Genomic DNA, 17,224 nt, shown 5'->3' with positions numbered 1-17,224 from the left:
CTACGTCGCGGCGGCATTACCAACATTCGGGCGTGCGTGTCGTGGCGCAACACGCCCTTGTGTCTGGTTATTTACAGTCAGAGGCACCTCCTTTCACCCACACATCGGCTTTGCCTGGCTCATCACCTTTTGTCCACCATTTGGCTTTCCACTGGAAGCCTGCGTAATCCGTGGATTCGCCGCCGTTATACACGACGTCTGGTCTCCAGGACATTTTCACCTGGCTCACCAACTGCCACTGATCGGCGTCAAACCCAGGCGCGTTGTTTTGCGTCCAGTATTTCGCTTTCCAGACGAGGTTTTGGTAGCTGACGGTTTCGCCGCCGTTGTACACCTTGCTGGCTGACCAGGCCGGGTACTTGCTGGCGTTCGCATCGGTTGGTGCGGCGCAACTGCCGCCTGCGCTACCCCCGCCGCCGGTGCCGTCATCAGGCGTCGGTTCCGGTTCCGGGGTCGGTTCCGGTGACGGGCCTGGGGTCGGATCCGGTGACGGTAACGGCTCATCGTTCTCACGCGGCGTCACGGTTACGCTAACCGACTGTTGGGTACTGGTTTTACCGTCGCTGACGCTGACCGAAATGCTAAACGACTGGCTCGCGGTCACATTGGGTGCGGTAATCGTCAGGTTTGGCGTACTGTTGCCTTCCGCTGAGAACTCACCCGGCACGTTCCACTGGTAGGTCAGCGGATCGTTGTCCTGATCCTGCGCCTGTGCATGCAGATTTAACTCCTGACCCGCTTGCAGCGTGATGGCTTCAAACGGATTCACGGTAGGTGCATGGTTCGGGGCAGGCGCTTTATCCACCACCTGAATGGCAGCCGTGTTGCTCAGCCCACCGGTATCGGTGACCTTAAGCTGGAAGCCATAGGTTTTGTCAGTGGTGGTCGCCGGTGCATTGAAGGTCGCTTTCGCCGCGTTTTTGTTGCTCAGCGTCACGGTGGTGCCAGACGTCTGGGTCCAGGCATAGGTCAACGCGCTGCCTTCCGGGTCGTGAGAGCCGGAACCATCGAGCGTAACCTGGGCCGGGCCGATGACCTGCTGGTCAACGGCGACGGCGACCGGCGGCTGGTTAGTCGGCGTTGGGGTCGGCGTGCCGCCGCCTCCGCCGCTGCTTCCGCCACCCATCAGGCTTTCGTTCATCGCGTTAAGGATATCGCCGTTATCCGCGTCGATTTCCCAGGCGAACAGCCCTGCCAGCCCTTTATCGAGCACGTATTTGCCCTTCGCTGTGGTTGAGCGAACATCATCGTAAGTGATCAGATCGCCCGTGGTTTTGTTAAACAGGTACGGCGCTTCCGCGGTGGTGTCGTAGTTGTACTCCCAGCCAGAACCGTTGCGGTACTCATTAACAATTTGACGGTAATCGACTACGCCTTCCTCCCAGGTGCCTTTCACTGGGCCCGTCGCGGTGCCGCCGGTGAACGGGTTGTTGTTGGTATAGCCGTTTACGCCGGTCCAGCCGCGGCCATACATCGCTACGCCCAGCACCAGTTTTTTCGGATCAACGCCTTGCTCAAGCAGCAATTTCAGGCCGTTATCTGCGGTGTATTGCGTATCCGGCTTCCAGGTTGGGGCATAGATAGCGGTCTGGTGACCGCGATCGGCCATGCTCCAGGCACCGTAGAAGTCGTAACTCATCATAAAGATGTTATCGAGATACTGGCTGGCGGTACGGTAATCCACGTTAGCGAGTTTATCGTTGCCGACGCCAATTGCCGAGGTGAGCTTATAGGTTTTACCCGTCTCCGCTGATAGCCCGTTCAACATGGTACGCAGTTCCCGCAACAAGGCGGTATAGGTTTCCCGGTCCTGTGGCCCGCCCAGGTTGGGGTTTTCACCGCCGCCGCCCGGGAATTCCCAGTCGATATCCACACCGTCGAAGAACTTCCAGGTTTTCAGAAACTCTTTTACGGAGGCGACAAAGCGGTCGCGTTTGGTTTTATCGTTCATAAAGAAGAACGGATCGGAGAGGGTCCAGCCGCCGATAGAAGGCAGTACTTTCAGATTGGGGTTGGCGAGCTTAAGCTGCATCAGCTTTTTAAAGTTGCCTTTGTAGGGGTCGTCCCAGGTGTCGAGTTTCTCGTCAGACATCTGCACCGCAGCGTAGGGGTCGTGCAGCGTGACCTGGAAGTCCTGGCGGCCTTCGCAGGAGCGCTGGAGCGCCTGGAAGCTCTGGCCAACCGATTTGATACTGTCGTTGATCCCGTCGCCGCCGCAAATAGCGACAAAGCCATACAAAATGTGGTTGAGGTTAGCGGCGGGTATTTTGCTCACAGGATACTGGCGGCCGTAAACGCCCCATTCAGCGAAATAGGCACCCACGACCTTATCGGGATGCTGGCTAAACGTCTTGTTGTTCTCCTGCATCGCTGGCGCAAGCGGCGTCAGGTGGCTGCCGTCGGTATCGGCAACCACAATGAGTTTGTTGTCGCTTTTGGTACAGCCGCTGGCGTTACACAGTTCGACCTGAGTTTGATACCGCCCCCCTTTATTCACCGCGAACGTGGCTTTACCGCTGGCTCCCGCTGAACCCGTCCACACGGTTTTGCCGTTCATCAACACTTTGGCACTGGTGCCGGTATCACCGCTCCAGACGTTCCATTCAACGACAACGTTGACCGAGTTATTAATCTTGACCAGTTGGTTATAGGCGGTGGCGGAATCGTCTACCTGTACCAGCGCATATTTGTCATTACCGTATCCCAGCGTGGGCTTAGCCGGTAAAGCTGCCCAGGCGGGTAAAGTAATCGAGGCAATCGCAATTGCCAGCAATTTACGTTTCATTCGTTTCATTCGTGAGCCCCATATTCAGATAAGTCACTTGCCTGCCTTTATCTGCGATTAACAGAGAAAGCATGAGCACACCATTAAACTGAGTGAGAATATTTATTGTGACCGCGCTCTCCTGTAATAAGTGAGGGTTTTGCAAATAAAAGTACGGCCCGATGCGAATACTTAATTTGCCCGCTGTAGTTCCGTTGAAAAAAGACTTTAAACATTAACGCATCATTCAACCGGTGTAGTGGTAGAAAATAAAAACCCATAATCCGGCAAAGCTTAAATAACTCCCGAAGGGAAAAAGAGACGGTGTGTCACCCCGTTTGCAGCCGGCGGCGAACAGCAACCCGGTACAACTGGCGATGATGCAGATATAGGGGATCGCCTGCCAGCCAAGCCAGCCCCCGAGCGCAGCCAGTAGCTTAAAGTCGCCGTAGCCAAGCGCTTCTTTTTTCATCAGCAAACGGAAGATCCAATATATCGTCCATAAAGAAAGATACCCTGCGGCTGCGCCGATAATCGCATCGCTCAGCGCCACAGAACCGGTGGCAGTATTAAATAACAATCCCATCCATAAAAGCGGCAGGGTGAACATGTCGGGTAATAAAAAATATTTCCAGTCCATCACGCTTAATATGATAAGAAAACTCACCAGTAACCAGCCCGCGAAAATATCCAGCGGCCGGTGAAAGAGTAAAGCAATGACCGCGAACAGTAGGGCGCTTATTATTTCCACGCCAGGGATCCAGTGGGGAATAGGTTCACCACAGGAATGGCAGCGTCCGCGTAATAAAAACCAACTCGCCACGGGAATATTTTCCCACCAGTGCAAGGCGTGTTGGCAGTGATGACAGTGTGAAGCCGGAAACGACAATTGATAAATAACGCCAGTTTCACTTTGCGCCAGCCCCGGCCCCCGGGAAATCACCATGCCCAGAAAGCTGCCGATGATTGCGCCCACCAACATGGATTGGGCAAAAAACAGCAGCGTGTACTCTTCGCGCATCATCATAAAAAGTTGCTGGGGCGTATTCATGGCGCTTTCCCCCAAAACAACGTCAATTCAATTTTTAACGCGCTGTCATCTTTACCCAGCGGCGTCATTTGCACGGTATCTAACTGGACGCCCGACGTGCGGTTGAGCACGACGTACCACTGATAAAACGCGGCAAACGACACGGGCTCCAGGGTTACCGTCGCTTTTTGCCCCTGCACCGCAGGCGGCGTGTGCGGGATGTTGCTCTGCTTCAGGCTGTCGGTGATGGCCTGTTGCGGGTTGGCGACCCGCAGGCGCTGCACGCGTAAATCGTTTTCCACCACCTGCTGCTGCATCCAGGTTTGGGTGCTGTTGGCGCGATCGATCGCGGCTTTTCCTTCATCAATCGTGCCTTGCAGCGGTTGCCAGATGCCGTAAAAAATCACCACCCAGATGAAGGCGAAAAACATCAGCATCACCATCATCTTTTCTCGCCCGTTACGGGCGTTAAACCAGGCGCTGAGTTTCTGTTTCATTTTTTACCTGCCTGACTTTTCAGAACCGCAGAGAAGGTTTTATCCGCCGCGTTGTCGTTACCGCCCTCAATTTCAAAGATGAAGGTGGGTTTGGCCTGGTTCACAAACGCCTCAACGCGCGCTTTGCTGGGGGCGGTGACATCAACGGTGAAAATCCGTTGGGCATTCTCGTAGCGAATGACGCCCATCTGAATGTCGGTAAATGCGCTCTTTGTGCGATCCAGCTGGGCGATGTCGAAAAAGAAATCGCGCGGCGGGTTTTTAAGCTGCTGGGTAAAGTGGTACTTCAAATTGGTTGTGAAGTTCGCACGCGGAAAATAGTCGGCAAATGTCGCCTGGACCGATTGCTCCGCTTCGTTCTGGCGGGTTTTGATCTGCCAGAAATTGGCGAGTTGCGGCAGCAAACTGAGCAGCAGCGCCAGCACCACGGTGCCGATCAGCGGTTTGCGCCAGCGGCGTATTTCGTCTTTTAAATCTGCCTGCTGGCCGAACGGGCCGTGCAGCATATTCAGTTTCTTCGCACGCAGTTCCGGTTGGATCAGCAGCAGCGGATGCTGCCAGGGATTCGCTTCCACCGCCGTGCTGAAGTTAGCGGGCATTTCGCCGTAGCACTGGTGATTGCCTTCACCCAGGCGCTCAAACACGACGGGTAACAACGGCGCGGCAATCACCGTTGCCTGCGTTTCGCTTTGCCGGATCCACCATTCATCTTCCAGCGCCACAAAGGTTACCCCGTCATTATTCAGCGGCAGCAACAACGCGTCCGGCACGGCTTTGATGACCTCTAAACCCGCATCGTGACAGGCGTCGATCCAGCGCTGGAGTTGGGTGGCGTTAACGGCCACCGCCACCACCTGATTGCCCACTTTGCGCACCGGGGTCCAGTGCAGATCTTCCACATCACCCATCAGCGTCTCTTCAGCCAGCCAACTGTACTGTGGCGTCTGGCTGAACGGCCCTTTTTTCACCAGCGTAAATTCACGGAAGATCGCTTCGCTGGCGGGGATCAGCAGGCATACCGATTTGGCGAGCGGGTGTTGTGACAACGCGCTTAACTGCGCCCAGCCATTCAGTTGCGCGGGTTCGTCCGGCGAACCGGGAACGCACCACCAGACAATATCGTCGGGTTTCGAGCCTGGCCTGATGAGTAATGCTTCTTTCATTGGCGCATTCCTTTTAATCGACAAGGCGATAACGGCGGGACCACAGCATCTGGTTGCCCGCCTCTGCGTTGATATACAGGCCGTCAGCGCTACGCAGCGTTAACGAGTCCGTTTTACCGATGTGGTACACGGTAAAAAAATGGCTGGTGGTGGTGATATATGAGCCCAAATTTACCGACTGGCTTTTCACCGGAAACTGTTTTTCGAGTTGCTCTTTAAAGCTGTCCACGGTTTCCCAACCGGTTTCCGGGCGCTGATCGATAAGGCGCATCACGTCTTCCGGCGTCAGATTGCCGAAGAACAGGGCAGAAAGCAGCGGAGCCTGGTCGCGCCCGAGGGTATTCACATTTACCGCGGTTTGGGTGGTCGGCAGCGCACAGAACAGCTTTGCCACGCGCGGGTAATAACCGATCGGGAAATCGGGCAACAGTTTTATCTCGCTGATGGAGTACATCATCTGACGCGCTGGCACGCGCGGCGGTTTTTGGGCGGCGTAGGCCTGGGTGTAATCAATGGCGCTGGCAGTGGGATCGCTATTTTCAATTCCCAGATAATCGCTGAGCTGTTTGTAGAGCGTCTCGGCGGTCATCGGGTTAATCCCGGTACTGTTGAGCAGGTATTCCACCACTTTTTTGCGCTGTTCTTCCTCAGACAAACCGGCATTGGGGTCGGCGTTGTCCGGTGTGGCGTTGGCTGTGGCGGTCGGAGTTGCCGCAGCGCGCTCTGGCGAAGGGAGTAGGGAATTGACGTTGAAACAATTTTGCCCGTCAACCACTTCGCTCTTCACCACCGCGCCGTCAACGTCGGTTTCCAGCGTTTCGTCCCAGAGCTGCTTGAAGGCTCCGGCTTTCTGCGGATCCGCCATGTCTTTCTCCAGCGCGCGACGAATCTGGCTGTCGGCGCTGAGAATGGCCCAGCGCAGCTTCTGCTGGCTGATCTGGTACTGAATACGTTGCAGATTGCCGGTAAATTGCTGGCTTATCCGCGCGGCCATCACCGACATCAGCACTAACAGGATCAGCACCACCAGCAACGCGACGCCGCGCTGACGTTGTTCACGAGTTTTGCTCATTGCGTGCCTCCTTGTGGTTGTGCGGGTGTTTGTCCTGCTGCGCCTGACGGGGCTTGCGCCTTGTTGTCAGCGGGTGCGGCAGTGCCGTCTTGCGTATCGGGTTCGGCGTTTGGCTGTTCCGGGTTCGCCGCAGCGTCTTCGCTGCCTGCGTTGGTGGTCAACGGCGGCCATCCGTCGGTGGCGACAAACACCCAGCGCCACTGCTCGTCGTTTTCCATAGTCAGGGTCAGCTCAACGCCCTGCGGGATGTCGGTTTTGCTTTCCCAGTTGGGCCGCCATCCGTCCTGGAAAAAGCGCCATTGCACGGCTTTCACATGTTCCAGCACCGGCACCCGCGTGCCCTGGGTAGCCGAGGCCATATCAAGGGCAGGGGAGAATTCCCGCCACAGCGTGTTCTTATCCAGCAGCCAGGTAACGCGTAAAATGTCCGGCTCTGCGGGGCGTCCAAATGCGGCCAGGTTGTCCTGGGTGGTAAAGGCAATCGCCTGCTGCTGCTGATGAAACGCGCTATCGTCACCATGAACCGGGCGAGGCACCATTTGCGTCATGTCGCGTTCAAGCCGGCTGTAGGTCAGTTGCAACTGGCTCAGGTTCGCCGTCTGCTTATCGGTAAACGCGGCGTTTTCCATGGCCCCGTGGATAATTTGCCAGGCCATCATGCTGATCATCGCAAAGACCATCAGGGCAATCATGACTTCCAACAATGTGAAGCCCTGTTGGCGGCGAACCCTGCTATTCATCGCTGCTCCAGACGGATGCATCCGATAACGTCACCAGCGCACTTGCATTCTCTTCCGGCGGGTAAACCGAGACCTGATTAGTGGGTTTACCGGCTTCGTCTTTCACCATTTGCGCCTGCCAGCGCCACGCCTGTCCGCCCATAGTGACCGTATCTTGCTGCGGCTCCTGGGTGAATTTATTCGAGGACAGATGTGCCTCGGCAATGATATTTTCCGCTACCCAACTCGCCCGTAATACATCGCCAAGCCGCCCGGTATAATTGGTGCTCACGCTGATGGTGTTCATCAACGCCAGTGCGGCGGTGGAAAAAATAGCCAGCGCAACCATGACTTCCAGCAATGTCATTCCAGATTCACGGTGCGCCATAGTTATTCCTTATTGACCAGGGTGATCGGCATTGCGCCCTTTGACACAACATCAAAGCCTTGCTGTTCCCCGATAGCGCTGAGCGACAGCGTAAAGGCGCTGGCCTCGCCATCCGGTAAAAACAGGATCTGCGGCGGCGACGCCAGGGATTCCGCAAGGCGTTGCGGCACCAGCGCAATCCGCACATTGTCCGGGAACTCGCCCCGGGTAGTGACGCGTCCTGCATCCAGCGGACGCCAGGCGGCGGCCTGGTCCGTCGGCACATCGTTGTGATTAAGCTCAACCAGCAGAAACTCCCGGTCAGTCATCACCATCCCGATGATGTTGCCCTCCATCACGGCCCGTGATGATGCGTATTCCAGCAGCGTTTTAAATTGCTGCCCGAACACGCCAGGCCCGCTGCGATCCGGGATGGTCATCACCACCAGCAGCGCGCTGCTGGCGAAGATCATGACGGCCAGCATCACCTCTAATAAGGTGAACCCCCGTTGTCGCGTGGCGATCATTTTTGTTCCTGCCCATCGCCCGGTTTTTTATCCAGGGTCCAGTTAGTCACATCATCCGGGGTATTCGGTTCGGCATCCGGGCCGGAAGAAAAGACATCGATCGGACCATGTTCGCCGGGGCTAACAATTAAATAGTCATTGCCCCAGGGGTCTTGCGGCAGACGTTTGATATAACCGTCCGAGCGATAGTTATCCGGCACCGGAGATAATTCCGGTTTGGTGACTAAGGCATTTAATCCCTGTTCGGTCGTCGGGTAGCGGTGATTATCCAGTTTGTACATATCGAGCGCGTTTTCTAAGGCGATAATATCGCTGACCGCTTTTTGTTTATCTGCGCGCTCTTTGTTGCTCATTAAATTGGGCACCACCATACTGGCCAGAATGCCCAGGATAACGATAACGACCATTATTTCCAGCAGGGTGAAGCCACGTTGATGACGTAATTCCCGAGCGGCGTTCATTGATATTTTCATAGCGTTTCTCATCCCACCATATTGTTAAGTTGCAATATCGGTTGCAGAATCGACATCACGATAAATAACACGACACTTGCCATTGTAATCACCAGCACCGGTTCGAAGATCGCCAGCGTCAGGGTGATGCGGTGCTGCAATCCTTTGTCCTGGTTATCGGCGGCCCGCTCCATCAGTGGGCCCAGTTCGCCGCTCTCCTCGCCGGACGCCACCATATACAGCATCATCGGCGGAAATAGCTGGGTTTGTTCTAACGAAGAATTTAATGTTGCCCCCTGGCGGACTTTATCGGCGGCCTCTAATAACCGTTCGCGGACAAATAAATTCTCCAGGCCATCAACGGAAATGATCATCGCTTCTAATAACGGCACGCCGCTGGCCTGTAATATGCTCAGGGTGCGTATATATCGGGCGCTGTTAATCGCCCGCACCAGTTTCTGTAATGGGGAGGATTTCACCTGCCAGCGGTGATAGCGCATTCGGTTATTGCCTTTTTTAAGCCAGAATCGAAAGCCAATAATTGCTCCCACTATCGCCACCAGAATATACAGCCCGTAAGCGGTTAAAAAATCACTCACCACAATTAAGGTGCGGGTAGTAAATGGCAGTTCCTGTTTCATTTGCACAAACTGGCCCACAACCTGCGGCACAACGGCAACCAGCAAAATACTGATAACGGTAATGGCAACAATAGTCAGCGTAATCGGGTAGACCATCGCCTGCGTTAATTTACTCTTCATCTGCTGGCGGATTTCGTTATAGTCCGCCAGCTTATCCAGCACGCTGCCGAGATGACCGGTTTTTTCACCTGCGGTCACCAGGGTGCGATATAAGTTGTCGAAAGTTTGCGGATATTCCGCTAGCGCTTCCGACAGTGAATGCCCTTCAACCACTTTTTCGTGCACCGATACCAGCGCCTGGGCGAATTTTTTATCTTCCGTTTGCCGGGCGATGACCCGCAACGCGCTTTCCAGCGGCAAGGCGGCATTAGTAAGCGTCGCCAGCTGGCGGGTAAACAGCGCCAGCGAATTGCTGGAGAACTTCTTCCCGCGCGCGGCCTTACCGGCTCCCGGCGCGGCGGTTTCTTCTATGCTGACCGGCGTCATGCCCTGTTCGCGCAGATGCTGGCGCACCTGGCGCGGCGTGTCGGCCTGCATTGTGCCGCGCTCGGATTTGCCATTCGGCGTCGTGGCTCGCCAGGCATACCAGGCCATTACTCGTCGTCTCCCTGGCCGGTGGTGGTCACGCGCAGCACTTCATCCAGCGAGGTGATCCCTTGCACCACTTTCAGTAAGCCGTTCTGGCGCAGGCTACGGGTGCTTTTGCGCAGGATCGGCTCCATGGTCATCTCATCCTGGTTATCGTTTATGGCGCGCCGCAGTTCGGCATCCATCACCAGAAGTTCGTGGATGCCGGCGCGGCCTGCATAGCCGTTGTTACGGCACTTTTCGCACCCTTGCGCCGCCCAAACCTGTTTCGGCGGGTAGGGCATAAAATCGAACATTTCGGCTTCCTGTGGCGTCAGTTCTACCGGCTGTTTACAGTGCTGGCACAGCCGCCGTACCAGGCGTTGGGCCACGACGCCGAGCAGCGACGATCCGATTAAAAACGACTCCAGCCCCATATCCCGCAGGCGGGTAATTGCGCCGGTGGCGCTGTTGGTGTGCAGGGTCGACATTACCAGGTGGCCGGTGAGCGAAGCCTGAACCGCGATTTGCGCCGTTTCGCTGTCGCGGATTTCCCCAACCATCACCACATCGGGGTCCTGGCGCAGAATGGCGCGCAGGCCACGGGCAAAGGTCATATCCACGCGCGGGTTGACCTGGGTTTGGCCGACGCCTTCCAGCTCATATTCAATTGGATCTTCAACGGTGAGGATGTTGCGCTGGTTGCGATCGAGAGAGGAGAGCACCGCGTACAGGGTGGTACTTTTCCCCGAACCGGTCGGACCGGTGACCAGAATGATCCCGTGGGGTTTGGCGATAAATTCCTGCATATAGTGCAGGTCTTCTTCCGATAACCCGAGCTGCGTCAGGTTCATCTGCATTTTGGATTTATCCAGCAGACGCATAACCACGCGTTCGCCATACTGCGACGGGATGGTCGAGACGCGCACATCAATGGCGCGTTTGCCAATGCGCAGGGAAATACGGCCATCCTGTGGAAGCCGTTTTTCGGCGATATCCAGTTTGGACATCACTTTAATACGGGACACCAGCAGCGGAGCCAGCTTGCGCGCGTGCTGCAATATCGATTGCAGCACGCCGTCCACGCGAAAGCGGATGCTGAGGGTTTTCTCGAAAGTTTCGATATGGATATCGGACGCGTTTTCTTTTACCGCTTCGCCAAGAATGGCGTTAATCAGCCGGATGACCGGGGAATTTTCGTCGTTTTCCAGCAGATCTTCGTTATCCGGGATCTCCTCGGTCAGGGCCATCAGGTCGATATCCGCATCCATGTCCTCCATGATTTGCTGAGACATGCCGGTACTTTGCTGCCAGATACGCGCCAGGATCTCGTCAAAGGCTTCTGGCGTCAGGATCACCGGTGCAAACGGGCGCTGTATCATGCGCTGCATTTCCAGCAGCGCGCTCAGGGGCGTGTGCTCGCGGATATAGATCTGTTCATCAGCCATGACAATGCCGTTTTCCCGGGCATAGCCATAAGAGCAAAAAGCTTTACTGGTCGAGTCCATAAATCGCTCCCGGGTTTAATTACGGAACGGGTTACGACCTTTCGGGGTCGTTGGGGCAACGGTCGAGCTCGGTACGACGGCGGGCGATGTCCCTTCCGGGTAAAGCGGCAGCGTTTTCGGATCGTTGGGTGGCAGAATGCCGAGCTTTTTCTCTTCCTGACGATTCAGTTGCTCATCTCTGGAGTAGTTGTATTTAGACCGCGATGAGTTGCGGTAATCGACATCGTTGCGCAGCACGGTTGGACGGATAAATACCATCAGGTTGCGTTTGCCCTTGGTATTACTGGTGTAGCGAAACAGTTGACCAATCAGAGGGATATCACCCAGCAGGGGAACTTTTTGTACCGTTTGGGCGGTTAAATCTTCCACCAGCCCGCCCAGTACCACGGTCTGTCCATCCCGGACCAGCACTTCGTTGTTGATGGTTCGGGTATTGAAGGTGGGGCCAAGGGCGCTATTGGTGGTTGTCGCATCGACGCTGGAAACTTCCTGTTCGATTTTGAGCTGGACCGAGTTGTCATCATTAATCAGCGGCGTAACTTTCAATTTGGTACCGATTGTTTTGCGTTCCACGGTATTAAACACATTATCCCCGGTGGTACTGGCCTGGGAGCCGGACAGCACCGGCACATCCTGGCCGACGTTGAAAGACGCTTCTTTGTTATCCAGCGTCACAACGCTGGGAGTCGACAAGATGTCGTTTTTGGTGTCAGACGCAATAGCGGTGAGCAGCACGCCGAAATCGCCGTTAAAGAAGCCGGTGGCAATCCCGTTATAGCTGTTCAGCACGCTGGTGAGCGGGTTGGTGACGGTCAGACGGCCATCAATGTCACGCTGATCCAGACCCATTTTCACCCGGTTAATCCCCATGCCGGTGCCGGTAAACTGCGATATACCGTGTTCGGTCATCCATTGGATCCCGAGATTCATTCCCTCGCCGTTTTGTACTTCAACGATAATCGCTTCGACCAGCACCTGGGCGCGGCGAATATCGAGCCGGGCGATAACCTGTTCAAGAGACTGCATCACATCGGGCTGGGCGCTGATCACCAGCGCGTTGTTTTGATCGTCGGCGGTGATGTTGAGATCGTTGCCGCCGCCGCTGGCGCTGGCGCCGGGGCTGGCGGGGGTTTTACCCGGCGCGCCGCCTTTGGCCTGGTCGCCCTGGATTTTGTCGCCTATGCCGTTTAGCACGTTGGCGATTTTGGTGGCGTTGGCATATTTCAGATAGAAAACGCGGGTTTTCCCTTCACTGACTTCGTAACGATCGAGCTGGGTTATCAGGCGGCGGGTGCGCTCGCGTGCCGACTGCGAGCCGCTGATGATCAGCGTATTGGTACGGTTATCCGCCACCACTTTGGCGGCGAGCTGGGGGGCGCTCTGGCCTTTTTGCTCTTCGTTGGTGAGATTGTTGAGCATGTCGGCAATTTCTTTTGCGGTCCCGTAGCGCAGCGAAATGGTTTCTCGCTGCTGTGCCCCCGAGGCATCCACGCGTTTAACCAGATCCACCAGCCGGTTAATCACGGATGCCTTCCCGGTAAGCAGCAGGACGTTCGACGGTTCGTAATTGACCACGTTACCGATGCCGGACGCATCGTTGAGTTGACGCAGCAACGGTGCCAGATCCCTGACCGGCACGTTCACCATTTGCACCACGCGGGTAATAATCTCATCACCTTTACCGGGATTCTGGCTATCAGCGATGGGGACACCCGACGTTTTGGCGACTGATGAGCGAACCACTTTCAACATGCCGTTATCCATCGGTATCGCCGTAAAACCATATAAGTCCAGGACGCTCAGGAAAAACTGGTAATATTGTTCCTGGGTCAATAAATCGTAAGTTCGTACTGAAATTGTTCCCTGAACCGAAGGGTCGACAAGTATCGTTTTATTCAGGTTCTTTCCGGCGATATCAATAAATTCATGAATGTCAGTATTTTTAAAACTGGCACTAAAGTCAGCTGCGGAAGTCGTTGAAGTGCAGAAAAGCATACCCACGCAGAGCAGGGTTATCCGTCTGAATTTATCGTTCATATTGGGCGGCGCTGTGTCAGGGGAATGTAAAGATTTTTTAGTTCAAGAGTTTTGGAATGTCTAGAAATAAATTTTCGCAAATATTAACTTTGGATCTTATCTCGCTGATTTATTAAATATAATATTTTTGGTTATTCACAGGTAAAAGCAAGGTTATTTTTTTAGATAAAAGTACCCGTCATTTTATTTTAATTCGCGTGCTAATTTATTTTTTGTTTTAGCGTTACCGATGAAATGGGTAGCTAAATTAATCGACGCTAAGCGAATGTAAAACAGGCTGCTTCGCCTGAATGATTAAAAATTTTATTTGATAATGAAAAAAATGTCCGCCGACTGCGTAACGCAGGCTTATACATCAGGGAAAAACCGTTTGTTATCTGAGGGGAGACAGCTTTTTTGTTATTTCGACTTATGCATTTTGCGCCATTAAATCAAACAAGAAAGAAAGTAGCTATTTATATACATGTGTGATTTTAAACGGATTTTAAATAAAGTGACATTTCTTGACATTGCCGGGCATTCAACCTATAGCTGTAAGTGTCGTTTAAAAACGATCGAAAAAATTCCGCACTACTTTCATTAATAAAAGAAAGGCGGGTGCAGAAAGCCTATTCAATGGATGTTTCAGCGCGGTTTTCGAAATGGAATTCATATTTGTTTCATTCCAAATGATAAATGTGGAGTAAAAGAAATATGTATCTCACACATTTCGGTTTCGCCGAGGCACCCTTCAAAGAACTCCTGTTTCAGGAGGCGAAGCAGCGCAGTTATATAAATTACTTTGCGGGCGTTGAGCTTATGCTGGCGCATGCCTGCAACGAATCAGACAGCATCGGGCTGTATGGCGACGATGAAGCGATTATCTCGGCGCTAATAGCGCGGTTACGCCTGCACAGTGAATTGCCAGGCTGCCTGGTGGAATTAACCCATAACCTTTCGGCGAAAGATTTCGACAAAAAAATTGCAGACTGTATCGGTTTCACAGATAAAAATAGCATGTGGGACAGCCGTTATTTACTGATATTACATATTGTCGATAATTTTACGCTCGTACATAAACGTATTTTACGTAAGCACCTTGATAAAGCGCGTAATCAGGGCGCTGACATTGTCATATTGTTGGCAGGCAGTAAATCGCTCGCGGAAACACTAAAAACAACGCCAGGCATGTTGGCGGAAGTCAATACCTCTATAACGGTCCGGGCGCCTCATTATCATGAGGTCCGCCGTTGGTTCGCTTATCAGCATCAATGGAATGGTCGGGAAGCGTTGCTGTTTTCTGACTGGCAAATTCGCAAAATCTACTCACGGTGTCATGGCAAGCTTTCTCTGATTAGCAAAGTGGCTGATTTTACCTTGCTGGCCGCTTTTGCTGAACGCAGTACCTGTATCAAACCGCGCCACTTGAGGGGTGCGCTAAAAGAACTCACCCTTGAAAAACGCCACTACGCGCTCGGCATGGCCGCCAGCGTGCTGTGGTTGGGCGCTTTTATCGCGGCGGGCTGGCATGTATTGCCGCACACGTCGCCCTTATTGCCACTCCCTGCAAGTTGGGCGCAACAGCCGCCCGAGCCTACGGCCAAACCCCTCGATAAAATTGAGGACGCGTTAGATCAACCCGTCGCAGCGATGCGCCAGCTCTTCCGGGTATGGGGATATGACGTTCCGCTCGAAGAGGCGTTTTGCGAAGAGGCCGGGCGGGCGAAGTTGCAGTGCAAGCGCGGAGAGAGCCCGGTGTCCGCTCTTGAGAAAAACGGGTATCCCTGGCTTGCGGAGCTGCGCGTGGGTGAACAGGTGGGATATGCCAGCGTGGTACGCAGCGGACCGGCAGATATGGATTTACTGATGGGCAACAAAACCTGGCAAGTCTCGCGCGACTGGTTCAAACGCGCCGCTACCGGGAATTACGTCTTACTGTATCGCCTGACCCCGCAAGGCAATAGCAAAGTGGATGCGAAAAGCGACGCCAGTGAAATTGCCTGGCTCAATAAAATGCTCAGCCGGGCGTTGATGAAACCTAAAAATAGCGCGCCCGGATGGTCTGCCGCGCTGGTAGACAACATCAAAGAATTCCAGCGCAAAAAGGGGATAAAAGTTGACGGACAAATCGGTGAGAGCACGCTGATGAAGCTGCTTATCGCCTCCGGCGAATCGCCTGGGCTTATCCGTGATAAAGACGCCTCCGGCCATACCCTGCAATTGCAAAAAGTCCAGACCCAGGAAACTAAACCACAGGACACTGCAACCGAGCTGGCAGCGGTAGCCGTCAAACAATAGGGGGCTGAACATGTCCAATATCCGCACTGCGGCGTATGAAAGTCTGCAAACTAACCGTGGGGTTCGTCTGGCCAGTGGCCCACGGGCCTGGAAAAGCTATAGCCTGTTGCTGCTGGCATTCGGCATTGGCGGGATTGCCGCCGCGGTGGGCGGCAGTTATTTGCATCTTTACTGGGATCTGCGCAACCCGCCACCGCCGCCGGTTATCCACGCGGCGCAGCCGGAAACTCAGGTCTCCGATGTGCATTATGTCTATACCACCAAAGCGCTGCCGGTGACCCAGGGTGATGTCAGCGATCTCAAAAACGCGCTGTTCGCCGCTTCCCCGTTGCTGAAGCCGCTTAATACACCGCCTGAAAATGACGCCCCCACGTTCCAGGAAAGCGCGTTGATGTCACCGCCGGACGGCAGTTCAGATGAAATTTCGGCAAAACTGAGAGAAAAACTGGCGATGGCACTACGCGAACAGAGCCGCGAATATAACTCTGCGGTGCCGCAGGGTGTCATGGATGAAGCTGTCCCGGCCGCCACGCGCGATGCCGAGAATGGCAGCGAACAGCGTACTGACGATCCGCCGGATGTCATGCGCCAACGTCTGCCGTATCTAAAATATCAGTCACATATGTACTCATCAGACGGCAGTAAAAGCCGCGTCAAACTCAACAACCATCTTTACCAGGAGGGCGATAGCCTGGCGAAGAATGTGGTGATCAGCAAAATCACCACCGATCAACTGATTGTAAAAATCGACGGGAAACCCTACTCGTTACCTTCGCTTAAGGACTGGAAACCCTAGCGGTTGCCGTCCTTGACCGGTTGAATACGCATATCCACAAGGATAAATGATGACAATATCCGTCAATGAAGCCGAGTCCTGGCTAAGATTGTTGGCGCGAAGTGCGTCAACGTTTGGTCTGACCTTAAATATCGCCACCATCCGGCAGCAGTTGTGCATGGAAAACATGACCCAGCGCGACAAATTGCTTGAGCGACTGGCTGTGTTAATGGGGCTGGAGCTGAACTGCGTAAAACGTCATGGCCTGAGTTGGGGCAATGAGATGCTGCCGGTTATCCTCATGCTTGAGGACGGCACACTGGCGTTAATTGAGAACGTCAGCCGTCAGGGCATAGCGACGTACTGGGTATGCCAGGGCCGGGATCTGCTCCGCCAGGGATCGCTACGAAAACTATTGAGCCATGCGCAGGACGATGTGGTCCTGATAGGCACTATGCCGCGCAAGCGGTACGCCCGGACTGACGAATCTTTAACGCCGTGGAAGCGACTTTGGTTCTGGCGTCATTTTCGCGTGCAGGGAAGCGTAACGGGCGATATCAGTCTTGCCAGGGAATGTGGAGTGGTTTGAAAGCGAATAAACCGGTGAAACGGAACTGAACGAAATGGTGCGTTCGATTGGACTCGAACCAACGACCCCCACCATGTCAAGGTGGTGCTCTAACCAACTGAGCTATGAACGCATTACTGTGTGACAGCGGAGACGAATATTAGCGGCACCCCTGGAGGCTTGCAAGGGGAAAATGGCAATTTTCTTCCACATTTCACGCGATTGCTGAGCAACTGCGCAAAACGGGGAGAAAGTAATCA

General features: G+C 54.2%; 15 protein-coding genes and 1 tRNA gene. 3 read left to right on the top strand and 13 right to left on the bottom strand.

The genetic code is table 11. The features are described from left to right. Window positions 1-67 precede the first annotated feature (67 nt). From RT120_RS10430 to gspD, 12 genes are all read right to left on the bottom strand, one after another. Window positions 68-2,794 carry a glycosyl hydrolase family 18 protein gene (locus RT120_RS10430; RefSeq protein ID WP_312982426.1) on the bottom strand — a complete coding sequence of 909 codons (2,727 nt, stop codon included), beginning with the start codon at window positions 2,792-2,794 and terminating at the stop codon, window positions 68-70. 217 nt (window positions 2,795-3,011) lie between these two features. After that, window positions 3,012-3,815, bottom strand: coding sequence for an A24 family peptidase (locus tag RT120_RS10425; RefSeq protein ID WP_312982425.1), 804 nt, complete (start codon window positions 3,813-3,815; stop codon window positions 3,012-3,014). Further along, on the bottom strand, window positions 3,812-4,291 hold the full coding sequence (gene gspM / locus RT120_RS10420) for a type II secretion system protein GspM (RefSeq protein ID WP_312982423.1): 480 nt from the start codon (window positions 4,289-4,291) through the stop codon (window positions 3,812-3,814). The genes RT120_RS10425 and gspM overlap by 4 nt, the downstream gene beginning before the upstream one ends. After that, a complete protein-coding gene (gene gspL, locus RT120_RS10415) occupies window positions 4,288-5,454 on the bottom strand; it encodes a type II secretion system protein GspL (RefSeq protein WP_312982421.1) in 1,167 nt (388 codons plus the stop codon). Before gspL ends, gspM begins: the two co-directional genes overlap by 4 nt. A 13-nt stretch (window positions 5,455-5,467) precedes the next feature. After that, window positions 5,468-6,526 carry a type II secretion system minor pseudopilin GspK gene (gspK, locus tag RT120_RS10410; RefSeq protein ID WP_312982418.1) on the bottom strand — a complete coding sequence of 353 codons (1,059 nt, stop codon included), beginning with the start codon at window positions 6,524-6,526 and terminating at the stop codon, window positions 5,468-5,470. Continuing rightward, window positions 6,523-7,266: a type II secretion system minor pseudopilin GspJ gene (gene gspJ, locus RT120_RS10405; RefSeq protein ID WP_312982416.1), complete on the bottom strand. Its 744-nt coding sequence runs from the start codon at window positions 7,264-7,266 to the stop codon at window positions 6,523-6,525. The genes gspK and gspJ overlap by 4 nt, the downstream gene beginning before the upstream one ends. Then, window positions 7,259-7,633 (bottom strand): type II secretion system minor pseudopilin GspI, encoded by a 375-nt coding sequence (gene gspI, locus RT120_RS10400; protein ID WP_312982412.1) that lies wholly within the window; start codon window positions 7,631-7,633, stop codon window positions 7,259-7,261. The genes gspJ and gspI overlap by 8 nt, the downstream gene beginning before the upstream one ends. A 2-nt stretch (window positions 7,634-7,635) precedes the next feature. Continuing rightward, window positions 7,636-8,139 carry a GspH/FimT family pseudopilin gene (locus RT120_RS10395; RefSeq protein WP_312982409.1) on the bottom strand — a complete coding sequence of 168 codons (504 nt, stop codon included), beginning with the start codon at window positions 8,137-8,139 and terminating at the stop codon, window positions 7,636-7,638. Further along, window positions 8,136-8,612 carry a type II secretion system major pseudopilin GspG gene (gene gspG / locus RT120_RS10390; RefSeq protein ID WP_312982406.1) on the bottom strand — a complete coding sequence of 159 codons (477 nt, stop codon included), beginning with the start codon at window positions 8,610-8,612 and terminating at the stop codon, window positions 8,136-8,138. The genes RT120_RS10395 and gspG overlap by 4 nt, the downstream gene beginning before the upstream one ends. Before the next feature lie 8 nt (window positions 8,613-8,620). Further along, window positions 8,621-9,826: a type II secretion system inner membrane protein GspF gene (gene gspF, locus RT120_RS10385; protein ID WP_312982403.1), complete on the bottom strand. Its 1,206-nt coding sequence runs from the start codon at window positions 9,824-9,826 to the stop codon at window positions 8,621-8,623. Next, window positions 9,826-11,307, bottom strand: coding sequence for a type II secretion system ATPase GspE (gene gspE / locus RT120_RS10380; protein ID WP_312982401.1), 1,482 nt, complete (start codon window positions 11,305-11,307; stop codon window positions 9,826-9,828). The genes gspF and gspE overlap by 1 nt, the downstream gene beginning before the upstream one ends. A 15-nt stretch (window positions 11,308-11,322) precedes the next feature. Continuing rightward, complete coding sequence (gene gspD, locus RT120_RS10375) at window positions 11,323-13,302, bottom strand: type II secretion system secretin GspD (RefSeq protein WP_312982571.1); 1,980 nt, start codon at window positions 13,300-13,302, stop codon at window positions 11,323-11,325. 735 nt (window positions 13,303-14,037) lie between these two features. On the opposite strand from gspD, the gene RT120_RS10370 reads away from it, so the two are divergent. Genes RT120_RS10370 through RT120_RS10360 form a run of 3 tightly spaced genes read left to right on the top strand, consistent with a single transcriptional unit; the run spans window position 14,038 to window position 16,985 of the window. Continuing rightward, on the top strand, window positions 14,038-15,621 hold the full coding sequence (locus RT120_RS10370) for a peptidoglycan-binding domain-containing protein (RefSeq protein ID WP_312982399.1): 1,584 nt from the start codon (window positions 14,038-14,040) through the stop codon (window positions 15,619-15,621). Between the two features lie 10 nt (window positions 15,622-15,631). Next, the gene (locus tag RT120_RS10365; protein ID WP_312982396.1) at window positions 15,632-16,417 is read left to right on the top strand and encodes a general secretion pathway protein GspB; all 786 of its coding nucleotides are present in this window, start codon (window positions 15,632-15,634) and stop codon (window positions 16,415-16,417) included. Window positions 16,418-16,463: 46 nt separating this feature from the next. Beyond that, the gene (locus RT120_RS10360) at window positions 16,464-16,985 is read left to right on the top strand and encodes a hypothetical protein (RefSeq protein WP_312982392.1); all 522 of its coding nucleotides are present in this window, start codon (window positions 16,464-16,466) and stop codon (window positions 16,983-16,985) included. 35 nt (window positions 16,986-17,020) lie between these two features. On the opposite strand, the gene RT120_RS10355 is transcribed toward RT120_RS10360, so the two are convergent. Then, window positions 17,021-17,097, bottom strand: a tRNA-Val gene (locus tag RT120_RS10355). Window positions 17,098-17,224: the final 127 nt, after the last annotated feature.

It is taken from the genome of Atlantibacter sp., from assembly GCF_032062175.1.
Lineage (GTDB): Bacteria > Pseudomonadota > Gammaproteobacteria > Enterobacterales > Enterobacteriaceae > Atlantibacter.
The sequence above is the reverse complement of the archived record's forward strand: the minus strand, read 5'-3'. Positions and strand labels throughout refer to the sequence as shown.